Source organism: Streptomyces sp. NBC_00078, from assembly GCF_026343335.1.
Taxonomy (GTDB): Bacteria; Actinomycetota; Actinomycetes; order Streptomycetales; family Streptomycetaceae; genus Streptomyces.
The window spans coordinates 6,327,585-6,351,022 of sequence record NZ_JAPELX010000001.1; the positions used below are offsets into that span (position 1 = coordinate 6,327,585).

Annotated in this window: 24 protein-coding genes; 12 read left to right on the plus strand and 12 right to left on the minus strand. The window is 70.4% G+C overall.

The features are described from left to right. Nucleotides 1–4: 4 nt before the first annotated feature. The 5 genes from OOK07_RS29955 to mce all read right to left on the minus strand — a co-directional run bounded on the left by OOK07_RS29955 (nt 5) and on the right by mce (nt 7,870). On the minus strand, nt 5–775 hold the full coding sequence (locus OOK07_RS29955; protein ID WP_266799553.1) for an ABC transporter permease: 771 nt from the start codon (nt 773–775) through the stop codon (nt 5–7). A gap of 2 nt (nt 776–777) precedes the next feature. Continuing rightward, nucleotides 778–1,749: an ABC transporter ATP-binding protein gene (locus OOK07_RS29960; RefSeq protein ID WP_266799555.1), complete on the minus strand. Its 972-nt coding sequence runs from the start codon at nt 1,747–1,749 to the stop codon at nt 778–780. A 292-nt stretch (nt 1,750–2,041) separates the two neighbouring features. Continuing rightward, on the minus strand, nt 2,042–2,977 hold the full coding sequence (locus OOK07_RS29965; RefSeq protein WP_266521657.1) for a coiled-coil domain-containing protein: 936 nt from the start codon (nt 2,975–2,977) through the stop codon (nt 2,042–2,044). A gap of 183 nt (nt 2,978–3,160) precedes the next feature. Next, a complete protein-coding gene (scy, locus tag OOK07_RS29970; protein WP_266684869.1) occupies nt 3,161–7,045 on the minus strand; it encodes a polarized growth protein Scy in 3,885 nt (1,294 codons plus the stop codon). A 384-nt stretch (nt 7,046–7,429) separates the two neighbouring features. Further along, complete coding sequence (gene mce, locus OOK07_RS29975) at nt 7,430–7,870, minus strand: methylmalonyl-CoA epimerase (RefSeq protein ID WP_266684870.1); 441 nt, start codon at nt 7,868–7,870, stop codon at nt 7,430–7,432. Nucleotides 7,871–8,018: 148 nt separating this feature from the next. Between mce and OOK07_RS29980 the strand changes: the two genes are divergently transcribed. The 4 genes from OOK07_RS29980 to OOK07_RS43510 all read left to right on the plus strand — a co-directional run bounded on the left by OOK07_RS29980 (nt 8,019) and on the right by OOK07_RS43510 (nt 11,944). Beyond that, nucleotides 8,019–9,221, plus strand: coding sequence for an acetyl-CoA C-acetyltransferase (locus tag OOK07_RS29980; RefSeq protein WP_266684871.1), 1,203 nt, complete (start codon nt 8,019–8,021; stop codon nt 9,219–9,221). A gap of 35 nt (nt 9,222–9,256) precedes the next feature. Next, nucleotides 9,257–10,213: a methylmalonyl Co-A mutase-associated GTPase MeaB gene (meaB, locus tag OOK07_RS29985; RefSeq protein WP_266684872.1), complete on the plus strand. Its 957-nt coding sequence runs from the start codon at nt 9,257–9,259 to the stop codon at nt 10,211–10,213. Nucleotides 10,214–10,390: 177 nt separating this feature from the next. Continuing rightward, complete coding sequence (locus OOK07_RS29990) at nt 10,391–11,620, plus strand: MFS transporter (RefSeq protein ID WP_266799558.1); 1,230 nt, start codon at nt 10,391–10,393, stop codon at nt 11,618–11,620. 126 nt (nt 11,621–11,746) lie between these two features. Next, nucleotides 11,747–11,944: a hypothetical protein gene (locus OOK07_RS43510; RefSeq protein ID WP_353962328.1), complete on the plus strand. Its 198-nt coding sequence runs from the start codon at nt 11,747–11,749 to the stop codon at nt 11,942–11,944. 88 nt (nt 11,945–12,032) lie between these two features. Here the strand turns inward: OOK07_RS43510 and OOK07_RS29995 are convergent, their stop codons facing one another. From OOK07_RS29995 to OOK07_RS30005, 3 genes are all read right to left on the minus strand, one after another. After that, nucleotides 12,033–12,512 carry a MarR family winged helix-turn-helix transcriptional regulator gene (locus tag OOK07_RS29995; RefSeq protein ID WP_266799559.1) on the minus strand — a complete coding sequence of 160 codons (480 nt, stop codon included), beginning with the start codon at nt 12,510–12,512 and terminating at the stop codon, nt 12,033–12,035. A 95-nt stretch (nt 12,513–12,607) separates the two neighbouring features. Then, on the minus strand, nt 12,608–13,363 hold the full coding sequence (locus OOK07_RS30000; protein WP_406313381.1) for an AIM24 family protein: 756 nt from the start codon (nt 13,361–13,363) through the stop codon (nt 12,608–12,610). Between the two features lie 129 nt (nt 13,364–13,492). Beyond that, nucleotides 13,493–13,645 carry an Arc family DNA-binding protein gene (locus tag OOK07_RS30005; RefSeq protein WP_266684875.1) on the minus strand — a complete coding sequence of 51 codons (153 nt, stop codon included), beginning with the start codon at nt 13,643–13,645 and terminating at the stop codon, nt 13,493–13,495. A gap of 29 nt (nt 13,646–13,674) precedes the next feature. Here OOK07_RS30005 and OOK07_RS30010 point away from each other — a divergent pair, with 29 nt between their 5' ends. Next, entirely contained in the window at nt 13,675–14,877 is a 1,203-nt protein-coding gene (locus OOK07_RS30010; RefSeq protein ID WP_266799562.1) for an RNA-guided endonuclease InsQ/TnpB family protein, read from the plus strand. 34 nt (nt 14,878–14,911) lie between these two features. Here OOK07_RS30010 and OOK07_RS30015 read toward each other — a convergent pair whose 3' ends face one another. Beyond that, entirely contained in the window at nt 14,912–15,562 is a 651-nt protein-coding gene (locus OOK07_RS30015; protein WP_266799564.1) for an AIM24 family protein, read from the minus strand. Nucleotide 15,563: 1 nt separating this feature from the next. Beyond that, the gene (locus tag OOK07_RS30020; RefSeq protein ID WP_266802074.1) at nt 15,564–16,196 is read right to left on the minus strand and encodes an AIM24 family protein; all 633 of its coding nucleotides are present in this window, start codon (nt 16,194–16,196) and stop codon (nt 15,564–15,566) included. A 157-nt stretch (nt 16,197–16,353) separates the two neighbouring features. Here OOK07_RS30020 and OOK07_RS30025 point away from each other — a divergent pair, with 157 nt between their 5' ends. Both OOK07_RS30025 and OOK07_RS30030 read left to right on the plus strand, forming a co-directional pair. After that, nucleotides 16,354–16,707, plus strand: coding sequence for a DUF3817 domain-containing protein (locus tag OOK07_RS30025; RefSeq protein ID WP_266684879.1), 354 nt, complete (start codon nt 16,354–16,356; stop codon nt 16,705–16,707). After that, on the plus strand, nt 16,704–16,997 hold the full coding sequence (locus OOK07_RS30030; protein WP_266684880.1) for an MTH1187 family thiamine-binding protein: 294 nt from the start codon (nt 16,704–16,706) through the stop codon (nt 16,995–16,997). Before OOK07_RS30025 ends, OOK07_RS30030 begins: the two co-directional genes overlap by 4 nt. Before the next feature lie 78 nt (nt 16,998–17,075). Here OOK07_RS30030 and OOK07_RS30035 read toward each other — a convergent pair whose 3' ends face one another. Further along, nucleotides 17,076–17,210 (minus strand): hypothetical protein, encoded by a 135-nt coding sequence (locus tag OOK07_RS30035; protein ID WP_266799567.1) that lies wholly within the window; start codon nt 17,208–17,210, stop codon nt 17,076–17,078. A gap of 25 nt (nt 17,211–17,235) precedes the next feature. Here OOK07_RS30035 and OOK07_RS30040 point away from each other — a divergent pair, with 25 nt between their 5' ends. From OOK07_RS30040 to icmA, 3 genes are all read left to right on the plus strand, one after another. Continuing rightward, complete coding sequence (locus OOK07_RS30040) at nt 17,236–17,745, plus strand: MarR family winged helix-turn-helix transcriptional regulator (protein WP_266799569.1); 510 nt, start codon at nt 17,236–17,238, stop codon at nt 17,743–17,745. A gap of 43 nt (nt 17,746–17,788) precedes the next feature. Next, nucleotides 17,789–18,127 (plus strand): DUF3817 domain-containing protein, encoded by a 339-nt coding sequence (locus tag OOK07_RS30045; RefSeq protein WP_266521676.1) that lies wholly within the window; start codon nt 17,789–17,791, stop codon nt 18,125–18,127. A gap of 76 nt (nt 18,128–18,203) precedes the next feature. Next, nucleotides 18,204–19,946: a coenzyme B12-dependent isobutyryl-CoA mutase large subunit gene (gene icmA, locus OOK07_RS30050; RefSeq protein WP_266684884.1), complete on the plus strand. Its 1,743-nt coding sequence runs from the start codon at nt 18,204–18,206 to the stop codon at nt 19,944–19,946. Nucleotides 19,947–20,242: 296 nt separating this feature from the next. Here icmA and OOK07_RS30055 read toward each other — a convergent pair whose 3' ends face one another. After that, complete coding sequence (locus OOK07_RS30055; protein ID WP_266799570.1) at nt 20,243–20,872, minus strand: TetR/AcrR family transcriptional regulator; 630 nt, start codon at nt 20,870–20,872, stop codon at nt 20,243–20,245. A 210-nt stretch (nt 20,873–21,082) separates the two neighbouring features. On the opposite strand from OOK07_RS30055, the gene OOK07_RS30060 reads away from it, so the two are divergent. Beyond that, nucleotides 21,083–22,063, plus strand: a complete 981-nt coding sequence (locus OOK07_RS30060; protein WP_266799572.1) for a tetratricopeptide repeat protein — start codon at nt 21,083–21,085, stop codon at nt 22,061–22,063. Nucleotides 22,064–22,714: 651 nt separating this feature from the next. Continuing rightward, nucleotides 22,715–23,347 carry a DUF6230 family protein gene (locus OOK07_RS30065; RefSeq protein ID WP_266684889.1) on the plus strand — a complete coding sequence of 211 codons (633 nt, stop codon included), beginning with the start codon at nt 22,715–22,717 and terminating at the stop codon, nt 23,345–23,347. The last annotated feature ends 91 nt before the right edge of the window (nt 23,348–23,438 follow it).

The window sequence follows — 23,438 nt, forward strand, 5'->3', positions numbered from 1 at the left end:
TTGCTCACGCGTCCCGCCTCTTCAGCAACAGGTATCCGCCGAGCAGTGCGGCGACGGCCCACAGCACCATGATCCCGAGTCCGCCCCAGGGGTCGTAGGGAGTGTCGTCGCCGACCGGCGTCACGACCTGCATGATCTTGCTGCCGGCCTGGTCGGGCAGGAACCGGCCGATCTTCTTCGTCGCGTCGACATTGCCCAGGATGTTGGAGATCAGGAAGAAGAACGGCATCAGGATGCCCAGCGACAGCATCGGCGAGCGCAGCATCGCGGCGACGCCCATCGAGAACACCGCGATGAGGGTCATGTAGACACCGCCGCCGATCACGGCGCGCAGGACGTGCGGATCGCCGATGGCCGCCCGGTGCGAGCCGAGCATCGCCTGCCCGAGGAAGAAGGCGACGAAGCTGGTGACCATGCCGACGACGAGGGCGAGCCCGGCCGCCACGGCGATCTTGCTGAACAGGAAGGTGCCGCGCTGCGGGACGGCGGCCAGCGAGGTGCGGATCATGCCGGTGCTGTACTCGTTCGAGACGACCAGCACGCCGAACACGATCATGGCGAGCTGGCCGAGGCTCATGCCGGCGAAACTGATGAACGTCGGGTCGAAGGAGAGCCTGTCCTGCTGGCTCATGGTGTCGAACTCGTGCCGGGACAGCGCCGAGATGAGCATGCCGAGCGCGACGGTGACGACCACGGAGAGGGAGAGCGTCCACACCGTGGACGCCACTGACCGGATCTTGGTCCACTCGGACTGTACGACCTGGATCGCCGCCATGCTCAGCTCCTCTTCCAGTCCTCGCCCCAGTGCGGCCGCTCAGGGGGCGCCGGTGCCTCGTGGGGTGTGTCGGCGTGCGCGTGGTACTCCACCGACTCCGCGGTCAGCTGCATGAACGCCTCCTCCAGGGAGGCCTGCTGGGGGCTCAGCTCGTGCAGTACGAGCTGGTGCTGCGCGGCCAGCTCGCCGATCTGCTCGGCCTTGCCGCCGTCCACCTCCAGCACCCCGCTGCCGGACTCGACGACGGTGACCCCGGCCTCGTGCAGCACGTCGAGCAGCCGCTCGCGCTGCGGGGAGCGGATGCGGATGTACGACCGTGAGTTCCGCTCGATGAAGTCGGCCATGGAGGTGTCGGCGAGCAGTCGCCCCTGTCCGATGACCACGAGGTGCTCGGCGGTCAGCGCCATCTCGCTCATCAGGTGGGAGGAGACGAAGACCGTACGGCCCTGGGCCGCGAGCGACTTCATCAGGTTGCGGATCCAGTGGATGCCCTCGGGGTCGAGACCGTTGACCGGCTCGTCGAACATCAGGATCCGCGGGTCGCCCAGCAGCGCGCCGGCGATCCCGAGCCGTTGTCCCATGCCGAGCGAGAACCCCTTGGCCTTCTTCCGCGCCACCGCCGTGAGGCCCACGGTGTCGAGGACCTCGGCCACTCGCCGCTTCGGGATGCCGTTGCTCTGCGCGAGGCAGAGCAGATGGTTGAAGGCGCTGCGGCCGCCGTGCATGGCCTTGGCGTCCAGCAGGGCGCCGATGTACTTCAGGGGTTCCTTCAGGCGGTCGTAGTGCTTTCCGTCTATACGGACGTTCCCTGCGGTGGGCCGGTCGAGCCCGAGCATCATGCGCATCGTCGTCGACTTGCCGGCCCCGTTCGGCCCGAGGAAACCCGTCACCAGGCCAGGTCTGACGGTGAACGTGAGGTTGTTGACCGCCAGCTTCTCGCCGTAGCGCTTGGTCAGGCCCTCGAGCTCGATCATGCGGCCACGCTAAGACGCCGGTTGGGCCACTGCCACCCGGGCAGGCAGCCGGGCGAGAGCCGGGGCGGCCGGCCGCAGGCCCGCCGTCGCGACCGGGCAGGGGCAGGGACATTCGGCGAGCGGGCCGGGAGTCGGTGCCAGGCGGGCGCCGGCGCCCTGGGGTACGGGCAGCAGCCCCGTCGGGGGGCGGCATCGCCCAGGACGTCGTCCGCGGGGTGGTGAGGGGAGGCCGGGCAGGCCAGAGGCCCGCACCTTCGGGGGAGACGGTGCGGGCCTCTGATCGTGCTGCCGGTTACCGGGACTGCTGCGCCGGAACCCCACGGGAGATCGGCTCGTCCTCGGCCGGCGAACCGGCGGCGGCCACCGCGGCGCCCGTGAGCGTCGCGAGCATCTCGCGGACGTTCGTCAGCTGGGCGTTGATGCTGTCGCGGCGGTTGGTGAGGGCGGCCAGCTCGCGCTCGGATTCCGAACGGATCCGGTCGGCCTTGGCGTTGGCGTCGGCCACGATGTCCTCGGCCTGGCGCTGAGCCGTCTCCACCGTCTGGCGGGCGCGGCGCTCGGCGTCCGTGCGCAGCTTCTCCGCCTCCAGGCGCAGCTGCTCCGCGCGGTGCTCGATCTCCGCGAGACGCTTCTCCGCCTTCTGCTGACGCGACGCGAGGTCGCGCTCGGACTGCTCGCGGCGCTTGGCGAGGTTCGTCTCGAAGTCGGCGGCGGCCTGCGCGGCCTTGGCGCGGGTCTCCTCGAAGAGGGCGTCGGCCTCCTCGCGCTTGGACTGCGCGTCCTTCTGCGCCTCGGAACGCAGCTGAGAGGCGTCGCTCTTGGCCTTCTCGACGATGCGGACGCCCTCGTCCTCGGCCTTGGACTTACGCTCCGCAGCGAACGATTCTGCGTCGTTGCGGACCTGCTGGGCCGCCGACTCCGCGAGCTCGCGGTGCTGTTCGGCCGCGCGACGCGCCTCCTCGCGCAGATCCTTGGCCTCCTCCTCGGCGAGGCGGAGGATCTTCTCGACACGCGCGCCGAGGCCTGCGTACGACGGCTCTGCGTCGGTCACCTGGGCCTGGGCGTTCTGCGTCTCGAGGTGGAGTTCCTCAATGCGCTTTTCCAGGGCGGTGATACGGGCCAGAGCGCTGTCACGGTCGGAGACGAGCTTCGAGATGCGTTCGTCCACCTGAGCGCGGTCGTACCCACGCCGCACAAGCTCGAAGCCGTAGGGGGAAGTGTCGCTCATGGGGTTCCTGTCAAATGAGACCGGTGAGGTGATAGGGGGAATCCTAGGGGCCTAAGCGGTGTGTCATCGAGCGGATACGTGTTTGATCTGCAGAATGACACCCCTTTTGGGTGGCTGACCGCAGGACGGCTTGCCAAAAACTTGGTCAAAGGCCCCAGACTGCGCCGGATTCGGACCTGTCGATCAGCTGTCCGACGGCTTACCCGAACGAGGGGCGCCGACCGTCACACCCGCCTTGACGCCGCCGTCCTTGCCCGCTGTGGGAGCCTCGAAAGACTCCAACGCCTCCAGCACGTCCTGGACACGGGAGATCTCGGCGTTGATGTCCTCGCGCCGGCGGACCAGGATCTCCAGCTCCCGCTTGCCTTCCTCGACCGTGCGCCTGGCCTCGCGGATCGCCTCGGCCTTGAGTTCCTCGGCCTCCTTCACGAGCGCCGACTTCTTCAGCTCGGCCTCCTTCAGGAGCCCCTCGGCCTTCTTCACGGCGGCGATACGGACCTTGCCCGCCTCGGAGTTGGCCTCCGAGACCAGCTCCCTGGCCTTCGCCTGTGCCTTGGCCAGCTGCTCCTCGGCGGCCTTGATGAGCGCGTCGCACCGGTCGCCCGTGGACTTCATCGTCTCGGCGGACTCGCGCCGGGCCCGCTCGTGCAGCGCCTCGATCTCGCCGGTGATCCGCTCACGCAGCTCCTCCGCGCGCTCCCGGATCTGCGTGGCGTCCCGGCGGGCGCCGACGAGCAGCTCGTCCGCGTCCGTACGGGCCTTCTCCACGCGCGAGTTGCCCTCGACCGTGGCCTCCGACACCAGGCGGTCCGCCTCCGTGCGGGCCGCGCCCACCATGGAGTCGGCCTGCGCCTCGGCGTCGGCGGTGGTCTTGTGGGCCTGCTGCTGTGCCTCGGTGAGCAGCTTGTCGGCCTCGGCCGTGGTCTCCGTGATGAGCGTGTCGACCTGCTCGGCCACGTCCGAGCGCCGTTTGTTGGCGTCCCTGCGGGCCTCGTCGAGGGTCCGGTCGGCTTCCTCGCGCGCCGAGTTGACCAGCCGCTCGGCCTCCGTGGCCGCCTCGGCCTTGACGCGCTCGGACTCGCTGCGCACCCGCTCGGCGTGCTGCTGCGCGGAGCCGACCGTCTCGGCGGCCTCGGCCCGCAGCCGCTCCGCGTCCCCGGTGGCGTCCGCGATGAGCCTCTCGGCCTTGGTGACCGCCTCGGCCCGCACCCGCTCGGCCTCGGCGACCGTGTCGGAGCGCAGCCTGTCGGTGTCCGCGACCGTCTCCGTCGTGAGCCGCTCCGCCTCGCTGCGTGCCTCGGTGATGAGGGTGTCCGCCTGGGTGGCGGCGTCCGACCGGATGCGGTTGGCGTCGTCGCGGGCGTCCGCCCGGGTGCGCGCCGCGGCCTGGTCGGCCTCGGCGATCGCGTCCGACGCCTCCGTACGCACCCGTTGTGCGTATTCGGCGGCCTCCGAACGCAGCCGCTCCGACTCCGCGATCGCCTCCGAAACCGTGCGCTCCGCGAGCGACTTGGCGGCGTCCGTCTCCTCCCGCGCCTCGCGCCGGATCCGGCCCGCGTCCTCGGACGCCCGCTCCCGCTCGGAGTAGGCGTCCGCACGGACCCGGTCCGATTCCTCCTGCGCCTCGCGCCGGGTGTGGTCCGCCGCGTGCTCGGCGGCGCTGCGCAGCCCGGTGATCTCCTCCTGGGCCTGCTCGTGCAGCCCGGCCACGGAGTCCCGTACCTGCTGGGCGTGTTGCTCGGCGGCCGACACCATCTCGTTCGCGCGCCGGTCGGCCTCCTCGACCAGCCGGACCGCCTCGGCCTGTGCCTCCTCGACGCGGTTGCGCGCCGAGGCCAGCAGCTCCTCGCTCTGCTCGCGGGCCCGCTCGCGCTCCTGGTCGGCCTCGGCGCGCGCGGCGCCGAGGGTTTCCTCGGCCTCGCGACGGCGCCGGCCGGCCTCCTCCTGCGCGGCGGCCAGCGTCTCCGAGGCCTCCGTGCCGAGTCGCTCGGCGGCGGCCTGCGCCTCCGCCCGTACCCGGTCGGCGGTGTCCTGGGCCTCCGACTTCAGCCGCTCGGCCTCGGCCGCGGCCTCCGACCGCAGGCGTATGGCGACGGCCTCGGCCTCGGCACGCGAGGTGGACGCGTCCGAGGCGGCCTCGTTGCGCAGCCGGTCGGCCTCCGCCTCGGCCTGCTGCTGCAGGGTGCGGATCCGCTCGGCGGCCTCGGCGCGCAGCCGCTCGGCCTCCTCGGCGGCCTCGCGGCGGATGCGCGACGCCTCCTCGCGGGCCTCGGTCAGCGCCCGCTCGGCGGCGGCGAGCCGGTCCTCGGACTCCGCCTGCAGCCGCGTCAGCTCCTCCGCGGCCTCCGCTCGGCGTGCCTCTATGGCCCGCTCGGTCTCCTCGTGCAGCTCGCGAGCGGCCAGCTCGGCGTCAGCCTTGATGCCTTCGGCCTGCTCGACGACCTCCTCGCGGTGCCGCTCGGCCTCCTGACGGGTGCGCTGCAGCGTCTCCTCGGCCTGCCGGCGCAGCGTGGTCGCCCGCTCGATGGCCTCCGTACGGACCTTCTCGCTGTCCGTCGTGGCCTTCTGGCGCAGCTCGTCCGCGTCCTGCTTGGCCTTCGCCAGCAGCTCCTCGGCGGTCTTGGCCGCCTCCTCGATCTGCTGGACGGCCTCCTTGCGGGCCTCCGCGCGGATCTTCTCGCCCTCGGCGACCGCGTCGGCACGCAGTTGCTCGGCCTCGCCGCGCAGCCGGCGCGCCTCCTCCTGCAGCTCGACCGTCTTGGCGCGGTACTCCTTGGTGTCGTCCTTCGCCGAGCCCTTGAGCTGCTCGGCGATGTCGTGGGCCTCGGCGCGCAGCCGGTCCGCTTCGGTCTCCGCCTCGCGGCGGATCCGCTCGGCCTCCTCGGCGGCCGCCTTGGTGGTCTTCTGCGCGTCCTCCTGCGCCTTGTTGAGGACGTCCTCGGCGGTCTTGGCCGCCTTCGACAGCTGGGTCGCGCTCTCCTCGGCGGTGATCGTGCGGGCCTTCTCGGAGGCCTCCGCGACGATCCGCTCGGCCTCGGCGCGGGCGTCCGCGACGGCCTGCTCGGCGTCCGACCTGGTGGACTCCGCCTCCTTGGTGGCCTCCTCGACCAGCCGGGCGACCTGCTCCTTCGCCGTACGCGTGCGCTGCTCGTTCGTCGACTCGGCGCTCGTGAGCGCCTTCTCGGCCGCCGCCGTGGCCTCGGTGACGAGCTTGTCGGCCTCGGCCTGCGCCTTGCGCAGCGCCTCCTCGGCCTCCGCCATGCGCTGCTCGGCGGTCCGGCTCATCTCCTGCGCCTGGCGGCGGGCGGAGTCCGACTCCGAGACGGTGGAGGTGCGCAACTGCTCGGCGTGGTCGGTGGCCTCCTGGGCCTGCGTGGACGCGGCGTTCAGCAGCCGCTCGGCGTCCGTGCGGGCCCTGAGCAGCAGCTGCTCGGCCTCCGCACGGGCCGCCTCGGCGTCGGCCTCCAGACGCTGCCGGGCCTCGGACGCGACCCGCTCGGCCTCCGCGCGCGCGGCGGCCATGGCCTGCTCGGCCTCGGCGCGGGACTCCTCCAGGAGCCGGCGGGCCTGGGACTCCGAACGGGCGCGCAGCTGCTCCGCCCATGCCACGTTCTCGTTGACGTGCGACTCGACGGTCTGCCGGCGCTCCGACAGCTCCTGGTCGAGCTGCTGGCGCCGGGTGACCGCCTCCTGGTGCAGCTCCGCCTGCAGCCGGGCCGCGTTCTCCGCGTGCTCCTGGAGGATGCGCTGGGTCTGCGCCCGCGCCTGGCTCAGCTCGCGCTCGGCGTCCTGGCGCAGCTGGTCGGCCTGGACCTGCGCGTTGCGCAGCAACTGTTCGGCCTGGTAGCCGATGTCGCCGCCACTGGCGTCGTAGGAGGGCCGGGACATGATGGTGCGGCGCGCCTCGTGCAGCTTGGCGCGCAGCACCTCGACCTGGTAGCCGAGGTCCTCGGCGTGCTGGATCGCCTTTTCCCGCTCGGTCTTCAGCCGCTCCATCTCGGCCTCGAACCGAGAGAGGTGGTCGACGTCAGCCGCCGGCTCTCGCTCCTGGCGTTCGTAGCCCCGCACTGCGCGGTCCCATCCGTCCCCTGGTCGCAAGTCTGGCCATACGAGCTCCGTCCATCCGCCGAACGGGGCCCCCGGGGAATGGTGTCAGATCAACGGCGGAGCACGGGCTGCTGCCCCGACGCCCGCCCCCCGAAACCCGGTCCCGGCGGTCCCGGCGTCAGAGGTGGCGTCGTCCGCCCTCAGGGCGGGCCGCGCGTCGACCGGCACGTGCGGTCGCAAGGCGCCGGAAGGTCCTCGTGGCGGGGAGCCACCAGGGCCTTTCGGCAGCGCGGCGAGCGTGCGTGCCAGGCGTCGTACGGCGGGCGCCACCTCTGACGCCAGGACCGGGTCACCCCCCAAGAAGCGGCGACCGCCCCCAACCCTACCGGCCCATATGTACGGGGGTCAGTGCTCAGGTGACTCAACAGGCGCCGAAGTGACCAGTTCTGTCAGAACGCCGTGGCAATCCTTGGGGTGCAGGAACGTGATCCGTGACCCCATGGAACCGCGTCGCGGCTCTTCGTACAGAACGCGTACGCCCTTGTCGCGGATGTCCGCGGCCTCGCTGTCGACATCCGCCGTTCCGAAAGCGATGTGGTGGACGCCCTCGCCGTTCTTGTCGAGCCACTTGGCGACGGTCGAGTCCGGACGCGTCGGCTCCAGAAGCTGCAGGTAGGAGGCGCCGCCGTCGGACGTGTCGTTGATCTTGAGCATGGCCTCGCGCACGCCCTGCTCCTCGTTGACCTCGGAGTGGAACACCTCGAAGCCGTACGTGGCCCGGTAGAACTCGACGGTTTGGTCGAGGTCGAAGCAGGCGATCCCGATGTGGTCGATTCGCGTCAGCATGGTGTCAGTGCAGCGCTCCCCCGGTAGTTACGCAACGTGCGCGCGATCACACCGACGGCCGGGTGACGGCACGGAGTGCCACTCAGTACATTCGAAGTAAACCCTCGTTCACTCCTCGGCAGTGCAGCCGGTAAGGGGATCGCAGCTCATGTCTGGATCGAACAGCACGACCTCGGTGATCGTCGCGGGCGCCCGTACGCCCATGGGACGGTTGCTGGGCTCGCTGAAGTCCTTCTCCGGAGCCGACCTCGGCGGCTTCGCGATCAAGGCCGCCCTCGACCGTGCGGGGATCGGCGGCGACCAGGTGCAGTACGTCATCATGGGCCAGGTGCTGCAGGCCGGCGCGGGCCAGATCCCGGCCCGCCAGGCCGCCGTCAAGGCCGGCATCCCGATGAGCGTCCCGGCACTCACCGTCAACAAGGTGTGTCTGTCCGGCCTCGACGCCATCGCGCTCGCCGACCAGCTGATCCGCGCCGGCGAGTTCGACGTGATCGTCGCGGGCGGCCAGGAGTCCATGACCAACGCGCCCCACCTGCTGCCGAAGTCCCGCGAGGGCTTCAAGTACGGGGCGATCGAGATGCTCGACGCCATGGCGTACGACGGCCTGACCGACGCCTTCGAGAACATCGCCATGGGCGAGTCGACGGAGAAGCACAACACCCGTCTCGGGATCGCCCGCCCCGAGCAGGACGAGATCGCCGCGCTGTCCCACCAGCGCGCCGCCGCCGCCCAGAAGAACGGCATCTTCGAGGCCGAGATCACCCCGGTCGAGATCCCGCAGCGCAAGGGCGAGCCGGTCCTCTTCAGCAAGGACGAGGGCATCCGCGGCGACACAACCGCGGAGTCCCTGGGCAAGCTGCGCCCGGCGTTCACCCGGGACGGCACGATCACCGCCGGCTCCGCCTCGCAGATCTCGGACGGTGCGGCGGCCGTGGTCGTGATGAGCAAGGCCAAGGCGCTGGAGCTGGGCGTGGACTGGATTGCGGAGATCGGCGCGCACGGCAATGTGGCGGGTCCGGACAACTCCCTGCAGTCCCAGCCGTCCAACGCGATCGCGCACGCCCTGAAGAAGGAGGGCCTGGAGGTCGAGGACCTGGACCTCGTCGAGATCAACGAGGCCTTCGCGGCCGTGGCCGTGCAGTCAATGAAGGACCTCGGGATTTCCACGGAAAAGGTGAATGTCAACGGCGGCGCGATCGCCCTGGGCCACCCGATCGGCATGTCCGGCGCCCGGCTCGTCCTGCACCTGGCGCTGGAGCTCAAGCGCCGGGGCGGCGGCGTGGGCGCGGCCGCGCTGTGCGGCGGCGGCGGTCAGGGTGACGCGCTGATCGTGCGGGTACCCAAGGCCTGAACCCGTCGCCGGGCAACTCTCTGAACGGAGCTGTGATGCAGGACGTCTCCACCCTGGTGGCCCAGGCCAGGGAAGGCCGGCCGCGGGCCGTGGCCCGGCTGATCTCGCTGGTCGAGGGGGCGTCCCCGCAGCTCAGGGAGGTCATGGAGGCGCTTGCTCCGCTCACGGGGAACGCGTACGTGGTCGGCCTGACCGGTTCCCCGGGAGTCGGCAAGTCCACGTCTACCTCCGCGCTCGTGACGGCGTACCGCAAGCAGGGCAGACGGGTCGGCGTCCTGGCCGTCGACCCGTCGTCGCCCTTCTCGGGCGGCGCCCTCCTCGGCGACCGCGTCCGCATGTCGGACCACGCCTCGGACCCCGGCGTCTACATCCGTTCCATGGCGACCCGCGGTCACCTGGGCGGCCTCGCCTGGGCGGCCCCGCAGGCGATCCGCGTGCTGGACGCCGCGGGCTGCGACGTGATCCTGGTCGAGACGGTGGGCGTGGGCCAGTCGGAGGTCGAAATCGCCTCCCAGGCGGACACGAGCGTGGTGCTGCTGGCCCCGGGCATGGGTGACGGCATTCAGGCGGCGAAGGCCGGAATCCTCGAGATCGGCGACGTCTACGTCGTCAACAAGGCGGACCGGGACGGCGCGGACGCCACCGCCCGCGAGCTGAACCACATGCTGGGCCTGGGCGAGTCCCGTGGCCCCGGTGACTGGCGCCCGCCGATCGTCAAGACGGTCGCCGCGCGCGCCGAGGGCGTCGACGAGGTCGTCGAGGCACTGGAGAAGCACCGCGCATGGATGGAGGAGCGGGGGGTGCTGGCGCAACGCCGCCTCGCCCGTGCGTCGCGCGAGGTGGAGACCATCGCGGTGACGGCCCTGCGTGCCCGCATCGGCGACCTCCACGGAGATCGCCGGCTGAGTGTGCTGGCGCAGCGGATCGTCGGCGGGGAGCTGGATCCGTACGGTGCCGCGGACGAGCTGGTGGCGGGGCTGACGGAGGGCTGAGACGGGCCTTCCCGCGGGCCCGTCGCCAACTCCCCACCCCCGCTGCTACGTTGGCGCACATGTACCTCCTCCTGGCATAGGGCACGCACGGGCCCGCGCACGGTGAGCGGCGACCGGCCGCACACCCGGCGCGGCGATCAGGCGTCCCCTGTCCCGCCTCTGAGTCGAGGAACTCCCGTGTCTTCCATACCGGCCGGACGGCCGTCGTACGCCGCCGTCCTCCGTATCCCGCATGCCCGCCGCACCTTCGCCGCCGCCCTGCTCGGCAGGCTGTCCTACGGCGTCGTCCCGCTGTCCGTGATGCTCGCCGTGACCCGGGCCACCGGGTCCTACGCGGTGGCGGGCACCGTCATGGCGCTGTTCGGCGGCACCAGCGTCTTCCTGTCGCCCGCGAGGGCGGCCCTGACCGACCGGCACGGCCCGCGCCGCGCGCTCGTCCCGATGGTTGTCGCCTACGCCGCTCTGCTCGGGCTGCTGACGGTGCTCCTCGGGCGTCCGGGCGCCGCCTCGCCGCCGGCTCTCGGGGCGGTGACCGCGGCGGCGGGCGCCTGCACTCCGCCGCTGGGCCCGACCATGCGCGCCGTCTGGGGCCGACTGGCCCCGGACCGTGATCTGTTGCAGCGTGCCTACGGCCTCGACGGCGTCGCCGAGGAACTGCTCTTCGTCTCGGGGCCGTTGCTGGTCGGCGTCCTCGTGGGCTTCGCTCCGCCGACGGCCGGGATCGTCCTCGGCACGGCGCTGGTCGTCGTCGGGACCGGCGGGTTCGTGTCGTCGCCGGCGGTACGCGTCATGCGGTCACAGAACGGGCCGGCGCGGCACCGGTCCGACGGGCGGCCGGTGCTGTTCGGGCTGCGCCGGCCCGTGACCGCCGCCGCGGCCGTCGGGTTCGCGCTCGGCGCGGTCGATCTGCTGGTCGTCGCGTTCACCGGAGGGCACGGGTACGGCGGTGACAGCGTGGCCTGGGTACTGGCCGCCCTGTCCGCCGGAAGCGCCGTCGGCGGACTGCTCAACGGGGCGGTGACCTGGCGGGCCCCGGCCGGGAGGCGGCTGCCCCTGCTGACCGCCGGGCTGGGACTCGCGCTCCTGGGCGCCGCCCTGGTTCCGGACCTCGTCACGCTCGCCCTGGCCGCCACGGTCGCCGGGTTCTTCGTCTCGCCGGCGATCACCACGGCCTACCTCATCGCCGACGAGTCCGCCGCACCGGACACCCGCGTCCGCGCCGGCGCCTGGGTCAACACGGCCGTCAACGCGGGCGGCACGGCCGGAACCTCAGCGGCCGGCGTGCTGGCCGGGACCTTGCCGACGGGCTGGTGTTTCGCGACGACAGGCGGCGTCGTACTGCTGACGACGGTGACGGCGCTGACGACGGTGACGGTCGCCGGACCGGGCCGGGCCGGAGCAGCCTGACGTGCCCGCAGGCTCCCGCGTGTTGCCCGAGGCGACGCCGTCGGGCCGTGCACGAGGCCGCACGGCGGTACTGGACGCGTCCGCAGGCAGGGCGGTACGGATCTCGGCGGGTGTGGTGGACAGCCGGTGTGGCACAGCGGCGCCGGCCAAAGGCTGGCCACCGTCGCACACGAGGCATGCCGGCTGCGCGGGGGCGCCGGCCGCCGTCGCATCCGGGCGTTGGCGCACACGCGCCCCCGGCTGTCCGCCGGCCGTTCCAGGTCCGGCAGCCGGCGTTGGTGCGATCGGCTGACGTGCGGCGGGCGGGCCGGCGCCGCCGCATGACGGCGTCGCGTGGCGGGCGGAGAGCGGGCCGTGCGGCCCCCGGGAGTCCCAGGTGCCGCACGGCCCGGTGAGTCCTGGCGGGCGGACCCTAGGGCCGACGCCCCCGCTGCCCGCGGAGGTGTTGCGCGATGGGCTTCAGGGCCTTGTCGAGTTCCGCCATGGCCTCGGGGGACAGCAGATCGATGAAGTGCCGGCGCACGGACCCCACATGGTGCGGCGCGACCTTCTGCATCGTATCCAGGCCGTGCTCGGTGAGGACCGCGTAGAGCCCGCGGCGGTCGGACTCGCAGTTCTCACGGCGGACCAGGTTCGCGTTCTCCATCCGGGTGATCTGGTGGGAGAGGCGGCTCTTGGACTGGAGGGTGGCGGATGCGAGATCGCTCATGCGCATCCGTACGTCCTCCGACTCGGAGAGGTTCACCAGGATCTCGTAGTCGTTCATCGTCAGGCCGAACGGCTGCAGGTCCCTCTCGAGCTGGTACGTCAACAGCCTGTTGACCTCCAGGTGGGTGCGCCAGGCGCACTGCTCCGCATCGGTCAGCCAGCGGGTGGCCGTCTCGGTCTCCATGAATCAAGTCTACCTAAAATGTTGAAAGGCGAACTAGTGAGGGTGGTGTGACGGTGGCGTGCACACGTTCGACGTCACACTCCGCAGACTACCGCTCACAGCCCGAAGCGACGTTGGAGGTCCCCCAGCTGTCCGGGAAGGCGCGGTGCGCCGGCTTGCTGTGAAGGGCCTGTGTGCGCCCCGCCGCCACCGGGTACGCCGGCCTGCTGGGGAACCGCTCCGACGGCCTGCTCGGCCATAGGGGTCTCCGACGACTGGAGCAGGACCGTGCCGGCCCCGATGAACTCGAACTGGTGCTCCTCCCCGGAGGCCCCGCCGAGGCCCGTCATCGCACGTAGACCCCCCATGACGCCCGTCAGGTAGCCGTGGTCGTAGTGGTGGCACGGCGAGGGGCAGTCGGCCCAGCCGACGAGTGCCTGCGGGTCCACCCGGATCGGCGGTTCGATGAACACCACCGGACCGTTAGATGCAGCCACGAACTTTCCGGTTCCGATCAGGGTCAGAAAACCCGGCACGATTGATTGCTTGAGAGCGAGACTTGGCTGAAAAGCGAGCAGGTTGCCCGAGCGAATGGTCAGGTTGCCGTCTTCAAGGTCGTACGAATTCACGTCGAAGGCCCGGTCGGCGAGGAGCATCTTGCCCGAGCCCTCCGCCACGACCCAGTCGCTCGCGTGCAGTGGCGAATGAAAGGACGTACGGACAAGTCGGTCGAGTCGGCCGTGTCCGATGCCGTTGAACTCCATCGAGCCGTAGTAGGCGATCATCTTCCCCTTCTGCAGGAACCACCGGCTCCCCTTGAGCTCGACGCAGAAGGTGTACTTGTTCACGTTGTCGTCGACCGGCAGGGTCATGGGTTCGTAGACCGTGGGGCCGTCGGCGGCTCCGTAAGTGTTCACCTTGCCTCCTGGGCCCAACGTTCGAAGCGGAGCGGCATTCGGTCTCCCGTGCGGCGAGGTCGGGGGAGCTGGATCGCGGTCGAGTCATTCGGTGTCCGATGGGGCGAGGTCCCGCCCAGCCTCCAGGCGGTACACGATTTCGGAGTTGAGAGACCTGCGGGCGGACTTGGCCTGGGTCGCCAGCCATGCATGGAGGTCGGCAGGGAGTCTGAGTGTGATGCGTACTTCATCATCCATGCCTTCCAGCGTAGTGGTAAAGTGGTGTCATGACGACACCGGATATGGCTTGGAGTGCTGGACATGCCCGGTACGCCTATCGGCTCCGTGTGCCGTCGGCCGCCCGTACGGCGCTGCTCGCGGAATGGAGTCGGTGCCGCTGGATCTGGAACGAGTGCGTCGCCCGCTCGAAGAAGGCGCACCGTGGCGGAGAGAAGTGCGGCCCGGCCCGGTTGGACAAGATGCTCACCGAGGCGCGCGCCAGCACTCCATGGCTTGCTGAGGGCTCCTCTGTTCCGCAACAGCAACTCATCCGGGACTTTGGCAAGTCCCGGGCCAAGGTGCTCAAGGACATCAAGGACCGGTTGCCCATCAGGCAGCGAGCCGGGCTGCCGAAATACAAGAAGAAGCACGAGGCCGACCCCACCCTCAACTACACGCGGCGTGGCTTCAGCCTCAAGGCCGGCCGCCTGCATCTTGCGGGCGGCATCGAGTTGACCGTGGTGTGGTCGCGAGACCTCCCGGCCAAACCGTCCAGTGTGCGGGTGTACAGCGACAGCCTCGGCCACTGGTACGCCTCGTTCGTCGTCCCCGCCGAAGTCCGGACGCTTCCCGAGACCGGCGCGGTGATCGGGATCGACTGGGGTGTGAAGGAAACCGCAACGACGACCAGCGATACCCACGATCTGCCTCACGCCGAACACGGCAAGAGAGCAGCGAAGAAGCTGACGCGCTACGACCGGATGATGGCTCGCCGCAAGCCGAAGCCGGGGCAGCCCGGCTCGAAGGGTTCTCGCGAGGCGCAGAGGCTGCGCGCGAAGACGTGCAAGAAGATTGCCCGGCAGCGCGAGGATGCTGGCCGCAAGTGGGCGAAAAAGGTCGTACGCGACCACGACGTCATCGCGGTCGAGGACTTCCGACCGAAGTTCCTTGCCAGGACCACGATGGCGCGCAAGGCAGCCGATGCTGCCATCAGCGCCACCAAGAAGGCCCTGATTGAGATGGGTCGCAAGCACAGACGGGATGTCCGTCTGGTGCACCCGGCGCACACCACCATGGACTGCGCAACGTGCGGAGCGAGAACCAAGCACGCACTTCCTCTTTCGGAACGTACCTACACCTGCACCGCGTGCGGAGCCGTATCCCCCAGGGACAAGAACTCCGCGCGCGTGATGTTGGTCCGGGCTGGTCTGAACCCGGCTGGTGCTGATCGCGTAAGACTCGATCGTCCGCAGGGCGATCGAGCGGCGTGAGCCAGGAATCCTCTCCCGTCAGGGAGTGGAGCAGTCAAAGCTTCTCCTCCGAGGCCTGCACGTAGACCGCGCCGCTGCCACTGAGCTCCAGCTGGAAGGCCTCGCCGGAGCCGCGGCCCACCATCTCGCGCCAGCCCAGCGCCGTGGACAGCTTGTTGCGGACGTCGCCGTGGTGGGCGACGTACGCCTGCGGGTCGACGTGGACGGGCCGCTGGGGGGTGATCGGCAGCTCGAAGACGCCGCCATGGGCCATCACGGCGACGGAACCATGGCCCTTGAGAGTGGTCGTGAACAGCCCCTGGCCGGTGACCTGACCCCGCACCATGCCCATGACGCCGCCCTGCGAGCCCATGAACATCGTGCCCTGCTGGAGCGTGCCCTCGAAGGCGAGCAGGCGGTCCGCCTCCACGTACAGCGTGTCGCCGGTGAGGTGGATGACCTGGACGTGGTGGCCGCCGTGCCCGAACAGGACGGTGCCGTTGCCCTCGACACTCATCAGCGGCGTGGCCTCGTTGGCGACGCGGCGGCCGATCATCGACATCACCCCGCCCTGGCCGCCCTGGATGTCGGGCGTGAAGGACACCTCGCCCTTGTAGGCGAGCATCGCGCCGCGCTGGCTGTACCACCGCCGGCCGGGCAGGACCGTCGTCTCGACCATCTTGGAGTTGATCTCGCGCATGGTCATGTCACACATCACCCGCGATCGTGTTCCGCTCGCTCGGCTGTACGTACACCAGCCCGTCTCCCTCGAAGCGGATCTGGAAGGCCTCGCCGCCGCCCTCCCCGAGGAACGTGCGGAAGGTCACACCGGACTGGAAGGACTGCCGCAGTCTCCCCTGATGCGCGATGTAGGCGCCGGGGTCGACGGTCAGCGGGTACTGCGCGCTCACCCGCAGTACCACCGCCGGGCCGTCCGACACGACCGCCGCCTGGCCGTGGCCCTCGACGGTCGTCGTGAACAGTCCGTTGCCCTGTGCGGCGCCGCGCATTCCGGTGAAGGTCGTGCCGGTCCTGAGGCCGGCGTCGGTCGCGAGCAGATTGCTCGACTCCACGTACAGCTTGTCCCCCTGGAGACTGACGAGGTTGATCTCGGAGGCGCGGTCCGCGAACCAGCACGTCCCGTGCCCCTTCACCTCCATCACGGTCATCTGCTCGCCGGTGATCCGCCGGGTCACCATCCCCCGGATGCCCTCACCGCCGCCGCTGAGCTTCTTGAAGGCCATCCGCCCGTCGTACGCGACCATCGAGCCGTTCTTCGCCTTCACGGCGTCCCCGGTCATGTCGACGGCGAGCACCTTGCTGCCTTGAAGTCGGAACATCGCCACGCTGCGAAGGTAACCGCGGGCGGCTGCGCCGAACAGGGCTCACAGGTGGAGAGGGACCCTGACCGCACCCTGAGAGGGACGGTTTGTCAGAATGGACGAACGCTTGTGCTTACATTCACAAAGAGCGACCGTCTCCCACCGAAGGTGACCCGTGGACCTCAAGACCGCCACCGCCCTGCGCCGGCTCCGACTCGTCTCGGCCCCCGAGGCCGTGTCCTTCCTCCTGCTGCTGGTCTGCTCCGTGCTGAAGCGGACCAGCGACTTCAACGCGGTGCCGGTGATGGGCATGGTCCACGGCGTCCTGTTCATCCTGTACGTGATCTTCTGGGCCGACGCCTGGAACCGCACCAAGTGGCCCCTGAAGACCGCGGCCTTCTACTTCGTCCTCTCCGTCCTGCCCACCGGCGGCTTCTTCGCCGAGCGCAGGCTCAAGCGTGAAGCCGAGAACGCCGTCAACGCAGCCATCGCCTCGCGCGCCCGCCAGGAAGGGATCGTCAACGCATGATCGTCGCTTTCTCCGTGACGCCGCTGGGAGTCGGCGACGAGGTGGGGGAGTACGTCGCCGACGCCGTGCGCGTCGTCCGGGCGTCGGGTCTGCCCCACCGCACCGACGCGATGTTCACGAGCATCGAGGGCGAGTGGGACGAGGTCATGGACGTCGTCAGGCGCGCCGTCGCCGCGGTCGAAGCTCGGGCGCCGCGCGTGTCCCTCGTCCTCAAGGCGGACATCCGCCCAGGAGTGAAGGACGGCCTCACCGCCAAGGTGGAGACGGTGGAGCGGTATCTCGCCGAGTAGTCGGCCGGGAACCGGGGCGCCCCGCGGGGCCGTCGCGTGCGGCGGGCGCCGTTGCCCGGCAGTGCGGCCGGGGGAGCCCTACGAGGGCGCCGCGGTGCGGTCGGCGGGCCCGGCCTGCGGGCCGCCGATGCCAGAGGCCGGGGCGCTGGGCGCGGCGCGCCGTCCGCCGCCCGTCCACGGCGGACCGAAGGGCGAGACGGGGCTGACCAGCATGTGACCGGCCGGTAAGGTCGATGCCGTGCCGAAGCCGCTCAGTCTTCCCTTCGATCCGATCGCCCGCGCCGACGAACTCTGGAAGCAGCGCTGGGGGAACGTGCCGTCGATGGCGGCCATCACCTCGATCATGCGCGCGCACCAGATCCTGCTCGCCGAGGTCGACGCGGTGGTGAAGCCGTACGGACTCACGTTCGCGCGGTACGAGGCGCTGGTGCTGCTCACCTTCTCCAGGGCGGGCGAGCTGGCGATGTCCAAGATCGGCGAGCGCCTCATGGTGCATCCGACGTCGGTGACCAACACCGTGGACCGCCTGGTGAAGTCGGGCCTGGTGGCCAAGCGCCCCAACCCCAACGACGGGCGGGGCACGCTCGCCTCCATCACCGACAAGGGCCGCGAGGTCGTCGAGGCGGCCACCCGCGACCTGATGGCGATGGACTTCGGCCTCGGTGCCTACGACGCCGAGGAGTGCGGGGAGATCTTCGCGATGCTGCGGCCGCTGCGGGTGGCGGCGAGCGACTTCGACGAGGACTGACCCCGCCCAAGATCTCCCGGAACGGGCGGTTACGCTCGACGCCATGAAGAAGAGCGTGCTGACCCGCTACCGCGTCATGGCCTACGTCACCGGTGTGCTGCTGGTCCTGCTGTGCCTGAGCATGATCGCCAAGTACGGCCTGGACGTCGACGGCGCCGCGGACTTCACCCGCGTCGTCGCCATCGCGCACGGCTGGCTCTACGTGGTCTACCTGATTTTCGCCTTCGACCTGGGCTCCAAGGCGAAGTGGCCGGTGGGCAAGCAGCTGTGGGTGCTGCTCGCGGGCACGATCCCGACGGCCGCCTTCTTCGTCGAGCGGAAGATCAGCCACGAGCTGGAGGCCAAGGCCGCCGACCCGTCTCCCGCGGTCGCCAAGGCGTAACCCCGCCGCCGCACGCAATACGCGTGCGGCGGTTCTCCATCGACATGTACTAGGGCGTCCAAGTAAATTCGGTGGTATGAACGCTGACGCCATCGAGGAGGGCCGCCGTCGCTGGCAGGCCAGGTACGACGCCTCGCGCAAGCGTGAGGGCGCCGGGGGTCCGGGCGCGAAGCCCCCGGGCCCGGGGAGCTGGACGCGCACCACGCTCTCCGGGGATCCCGTGGAGCCCGTGTACGGGCCCCGGCCCGGGGACGTGTACGAGGGCTTCGAGCGGATCGGGTGGCCGGGGGAGTACCCCTTCACGCGCGGGCTGTATCCGACCGGATACCGGGGGCGGACGTGGACCATCCGCCAGTTCGCCGGGTTCGGGAACGCCGAGCAGACCAACGAGCGCTACAAGACGATCCTCGCCAACGGCGGCGGGGGACTGTCCGTGGCCTTCGACATGCCGACCCTCATGGGACGGGACTCCGACGAGCCGCACTCCCGGGGCGAGGTCGGGCACTGCGGAGTCGCCATCGACTCGGCGGCCGACATGGAGGTGCTGTTCCGTGACATCCCGCTGGGTGACGTCACCACCTCCATGACCATCAGCGGGCCGGCCGTCCCCGTCTTCTGCATGTACCTCGTGGCCGCCGAGCGGCAGGGTGTCGATCCCCGGGTGCTCAACGGCACGCTCCAGACCGACATCTTCAAGGAGTACATCGCCCAGAAGGAGTGGCTCTTCCAGCCCGAGCCGCATCTGCGCCTCATCGGCGACCTGATGGAGTACTGCGCCGCCCGGATCCCCGCCTACAAACCGCTGTCCGTGTCCGGCTACCACATCCGCGAGGCCGGGGCGACGGCCGCGCAGGAGCTGGCCTACACGCTGGCCGACGGGTTCGGGTACGTGGAGCTGGGGCTCAGCCGCGGCCTTGACGTGGACGTCTTCGCGCCCGGGCTGTCCTTCTTCTTCGACGCGCACGTGGACTTCTTCGAGGAGATCGCCAAGTTCCGCGCGGCACGCCGCATTTGGGCGCGCTGGATGCGGGACGTCTACGGAGCCCGGTCCGAGAAGGCGCAGTGGCTGCGCTTCCACACGCAGACCGCCGGTGTCTCCCTGACCGCCCAGCAGCCGTACAACAACGTCGTACGTACGGCAGTGGAGGCGCTCGCGGCGGTGCTCGGCGGCACCAACTCGCTGCACACCAACGCCCTGGACGAGACGCTCGCGCTGCCGAGCGAGCAGGCCGCGGAGATCGCCCTGAGGACCCAGCAGGTGCTCATGGAGGAGACCGGGGTCGCGAGCGTGGCCGATCCGCTGGGGGGTTCGTGGTTCGTCGAGCAGCTGACGGACCGGATCGAGGCGGACGCGGAGAAGATCTTCGAGCGGATCAGGGAGCGTGGGCTGCGGGCGCATCCGGACGGCCGGCACCCCATCGGTCCGATCACCTCCGGAATCCTGCGCGGGATCGAGGACGGCTGGTTCACCGGCGAGATCGCCGAGTCGGCCTTCCGGTACCAACAGGCCCTGGAGAAGGGCGAGAAGAGGGTCGTGGGCGTGAACGTCCACCACGGATCCGTCACCGGGAACCTGGAGATCCTGCGGGTCGGCCACGAGGTCGAGCGGGAGCAGGCGCGGGTGCTGGGTGCCCGCAGGGCCGCCCGGGACGAGGGGGCGGTGCGAGCCGCGCTCGGCGCCATGGTCGCGACCGCGCGCGACGGAGCGAACATGATCGAGCCGATGCTGGACGCCGTACGCGCGGAGGCGACCCTCGGTGAGATCTGCGGGGTACTGCGGGACGAGTGGGGGGTGTACACCGAGCCGGCGGGCTTCTGACGCACCGACAGACAACGCTCGCCCCGTCGCCCCGTCGCCCCGTCGCCCCGTCGCCCCGTCGCGGCACCGGGCACGCGCCGCCACTGCCTCAAGGCCGTGCGAGGTGCTCCCACTCCTCGGACCGGTCACAGGCCCGCACCCGGCTCGTACGAGGGCCCGCACCCGGCTCGTACGAGGGGCCCGCACCCGGCCTCGGGCGGGGGCCTGTACTCGGTTCGGGCGAGGGCCTGCACCCGGCGAGGGCGAGAGCGTGCACCGGGCGCCGCTCCTTGACGGGCGAACGTCGCCTGCCGGCGCTAGGGGGCCTGTGACGCCCCTGACAGGCCCAGGAGCAGTACGCGGGTGAAGCCGCGGGCCCACTCCTCGTCCGCCGGCTCCGCGCTCACCAGCGTGCGGTGGACCACCGCCCCGGCCACCATGTCGAAGATCAGGTCGACCGTGCGGGCCGCCTCCCCCGGATCGGTCTCCGGGGGCAGCTCGCCGCGGATCTGGGCGCGCGCCCGGCCCTCCAGAACCAGCCGTTTCTGCCGGTTGACGATGGAGCCGCGGATCCGCTCCCGCAACGCCTCGTCGCGGATGGACTCCGCGACCACCGCCATCAGGCCGCTCCTGGCGTCCGGGCGGGCCAGGATCGCGGCGAACTGCAGGACGACGCCCTCGATGTCGGCGGCCAGGGTGCCGCGGTCGGGGAGTACGAGTTCGTCGAAGAGCTCGGCCACCGCGTCGACCACCAGCTCGTTCTTGCCCGCCCAGCGGCGGTAGAGGGTCGTCTTCGCGACCCCGGCGCGCGTCGCCACGTCTCCCAGGGTGAGCTTCGACCAGCCCAGCTCCACCAGCGCCTCCCGGGTGGCCGCGAGGATCGCGGCGTCGGCCTCGGCGCTGCGCGGGCGTCCCGAGGCGCGTGGGGCGGGAGTGCGGCTCTGCATCCACTGACCATAAACCGGCGGTTCCTGTGTGGCCGTGAGGGAGATCACCGGGGGGTGGTGTACGGGAGGCACGCGGTGCCATTACGCTACGACTCGTAGCGAAACCACTGGCGTGGCGTGGGGTGGGGACCCGGCGCCGAACACAGCGCAGTACGACCGGCTTTCACATGGCTTTTCACACACCGCGCGCGGACGGGGGAGGATAGGCGCATGCAGCCACGGAACATGTCCATGAGCGGAGTCGTCGACCTCGCCGCGGTGAAGGCGGCCCAGGAGGCCAAGACCAAGGCGGAGCAGGCCCGCGCCGAAGCCGCCCGGCAGGGCGGCGGCCCGGGAGCCGTCTCCCCGGCCGATCTGGTGATCGACGTCGACGAGGCCGGATTCGAGCGCGACGTCCTGCAGCGGTCCACCGAGGTGCCCGTCGTCATCGACTTCTGGGCCGAGTGGTGCGAGCCCTGCAAGCAGTTGAGTCCCGTCCTGGAGCGGCTCGCCGTCGAGTACGCCGGGCGCTTCCTCCTTGCCAAGGTCGACGTCGACGCCAACCAGATGCTGATGCAGCAGTTCGGGATCCAGGGGATCCCGGCGGTGTTCGCCGTCGTCGCCGGGCAGGCGCTGCCCCTCTTCCAGGGGGCCGCAGGCGAACAGCAGATCCGGCAGACCCTCGACCAGCTGGTGCAGGTCGCCGAGGAGCGGTTCGGTCTGACCGGACTGGCGGTCGACCCGGACGCCGAGCCGGGCGGCGGCCAGGCGGAAGCCGAGGCGATGCCGGCCGGCCCCTACGACGCGCTGCTCGAAGCTGCCGTACGCGCCCTGGATTCAGGGGACTTCAGCGGTGCCGTCCAGGCCTACCGGAACGTGCTCGGTGACGATCCGGGCAACCCGGAGGCCAAACTGGGTCTCGCCCAGGCCGAGTTGCTCCAGCGCGTGCAGGGGCTCGACCCGCAGCAGGTGCGCAAGGGCGCCGCCGAGAAGCCGGCCGACGTGCAGGCGCAGATCCTCGCGGCGGACCTGGACCTGGTCGGCGGTCATGTGGAGGACGCCTTCGGGCGGCTCATCGAGACCGTGCGGCGCACAGCGGGTGACGACCGGGACACGGTACGTCTGCGGCTGCTGGAGCTTTTCGAGGTCGTCGGGGCGGATGATCCGCGAGTGGCGGCGGCTCGTCGGGCGCTCGCGCGGGCCCTCTTCTGAGCGGGGCGGCAGGCCGGTTCTGACCTGTCGTTAAACGCCGGGGCATGTGGTGCCCGAGTGAAAGATTTGCCGACGGAACGTCAGTGCGGCCGCGCTTTACCAAATCTTGGTAAACGCGGCCGCTGTTACTGCAAGTAAGTTTCTGGCGTTGATCTGTCGGTTTCTGTCCAATGATCAACGGTTTTGTCTCTACCCCTGACTGCACCCTCCGTCGCCGCCCGAGACCTGTGGGTCGTTGTTCGGTTATCCGGCCGTTACTACCCAGTAACGAAGCCCCTTGTGCGGGCGGCGAGAATGCACCACGATCGGCGACGCTCGGTCCATTCCCGTACCCCGGCAGCCGGTTGGGTCGCGGGGCTTCCTGGGTCCCCACCGAGCAGGGACGGCGTCACTGACGCCGGCCCTTGGGCAGGGGGGTCTTCGCCACAATCCGGCGGAGCCTGTCCAGCAAGGTTGTGCGTGATGTGTGTCAGGCGCGACCAGTGGTTGTCGCTCGGGGGTGATCGCCGGTGATCGGTGCGCGGTTTCAGCGCCTCCGAGCAACGGGCGCTCTCCTTCCCGAGGACGTAGCACTTCTCCCATCCCTGCCCGACTGAGCCGCCAACTGGGGGCAGTCAGGGTCAGGAGATGTACGTCCGAGAAGGAGGAAATATGGAGTCCCAGGTGCGTGGCGGGACCAGATGGAAGCGGTTCGCTGTGGTCATGGTGCCCAGCGTCGCCGCTACGGCCGCGATAGGTGTCGCCCTCGCGCAGGGCGCTCTCGCCGCGTCGTTCAGCGTGTCCGGCCAGCAGTTCAAGGTGACGGCCGACCAGCTGGAAGGCACCGGCTTCTCGCAGTACGGAGCCATTGACTCGGGGTACACCCTCGACGGCAAGAAGACGGCGCACCCGGTCGCGGTCTCGGCGTTCAAGTCGGCGACCATCAAGAACCTGTGCCAGTCGGTCGTGACCCCGGACATCCCGGTGATCGGCAGTGTCAGCCTGATCCTGAAGGCCGGTGGCGGCAGCCAGCCGGTCGAGGCCGACAACCTGTACATCGACCTCGATGACCTGAGCGCCGACGCGACGTTCAAGAACATCGACATCGGTGTGGCCGCCAAGGACGCCAGCAAGGGTCCCGGCATCCACAGCGGTGACACCGCGAACCCGTACGGATTCGCGCAGCAGGCCGACTCGGCCTCGCTGAGCAGTGTGAAGCAGACGGCGTGGGCCACCACTGCCGGAACCTTCAAGCTCAGCGGGCTGAAGATGTCCGTCTCGACGGGCACTCACGAGTGCTACTAGGCACTCGCTGACGGGCGGGGGAGCCAACGGCGCCCCCGCCCGTCGCCCTTCCATCAACTTCTTCACACGTACTGCAACTCACCACCACAGC

Coding starts and splice junctions, on each gene's coding strand:
- OOK07_RS29955 (WP_266799553.1), bottom strand. CDS start 775: ATGGCGGCGATCCAGGTCGTACAGTCCGAGTGGACCAAGATCCGGTCA.
- OOK07_RS29960 (WP_266799555.1), bottom strand. CDS start 1,749: ATGATCGAGCTCGAGGGCCTGACCAAGCGCTACGGCGAGAAGCTGGCG.
- OOK07_RS29965 (WP_266521657.1), bottom strand. CDS start 2,977: ATGAGCGACACTTCCCCCTACGGCTTCGAGCTTGTGCGGCGTGGGTAC.
- mce (WP_266684870.1), bottom strand. CDS start 7,870: ATGCTGACGCGAATCGACCACATCGGGATCGCCTGCTTCGACCTCGAC.
- OOK07_RS29980 (WP_266684871.1), top strand. CDS start 8,019: ATGTCTGGATCGAACAGCACGACCTCGGTGATCGTCGCGGGCGCCCGT.
- meaB (WP_266684872.1), top strand. CDS start 9,257: ATGCAGGACGTCTCCACCCTGGTGGCCCAGGCCAGGGAAGGCCGGCCG.
- OOK07_RS29995 (WP_266799559.1), bottom strand. CDS start 12,512: ATGGAGACCGAGACGGCCACCCGCTGGCTGACCGATGCGGAGCAGTGC.
- OOK07_RS30000 (WP_406313381.1), bottom strand. CDS start 13,363: ATGACCCTGCCGGTCGACGACAACGTGAACAAGTACACCTTCTGCGTC.
- OOK07_RS30005 (WP_266684875.1), bottom strand. CDS start 13,645: ATGGATGATGAAGTACGCATCACACTCAGACTCCCTGCCGACCTCCAT.
- OOK07_RS30010 (WP_266799562.1), top strand. CDS start 13,675: ATGACGACACCGGATATGGCTTGGAGTGCTGGACATGCCCGGTACGCC.
- OOK07_RS30015 (WP_266799564.1), bottom strand. CDS start 15,562: ATGACCATGCGCGAGATCAACTCCAAGATGGTCGAGACGACGGTCCTG.
- OOK07_RS30020 (WP_266802074.1), bottom strand. CDS start 16,196: ATGTTCCGACTTCAAGGCAGCAAGGTGCTCGCCGTCGACATGACCGGG.
- OOK07_RS30030 (WP_266684880.1), top strand. CDS start 16,704: ATGATCGTCGCTTTCTCCGTGACGCCGCTGGGAGTCGGCGACGAGGTG.
- OOK07_RS30035 (WP_266799567.1), bottom strand. CDS start 17,210: ATGCTGGTCAGCCCCGTCTCGCCCTTCGGTCCGCCGTGGACGGGCGGC.
- OOK07_RS30045 (WP_266521676.1), top strand. CDS start 17,789: ATGAAGAAGAGCGTGCTGACCCGCTACCGCGTCATGGCCTACGTCACC.
- icmA (WP_266684884.1), top strand. CDS start 18,204: ATGAACGCTGACGCCATCGAGGAGGGCCGCCGTCGCTGGCAGGCCAGG.
- OOK07_RS30055 (WP_266799570.1), bottom strand. CDS start 20,872: ATGCAGAGCCGCACTCCCGCCCCACGCGCCTCGGGACGCCCGCGCAGC.
- OOK07_RS30060 (WP_266799572.1), top strand. CDS start 21,083: ATGCAGCCACGGAACATGTCCATGAGCGGAGTCGTCGACCTCGCCGCG.
- OOK07_RS30065 (WP_266684889.1), top strand. CDS start 22,715: ATGGAGTCCCAGGTGCGTGGCGGGACCAGATGGAAGCGGTTCGCTGTG.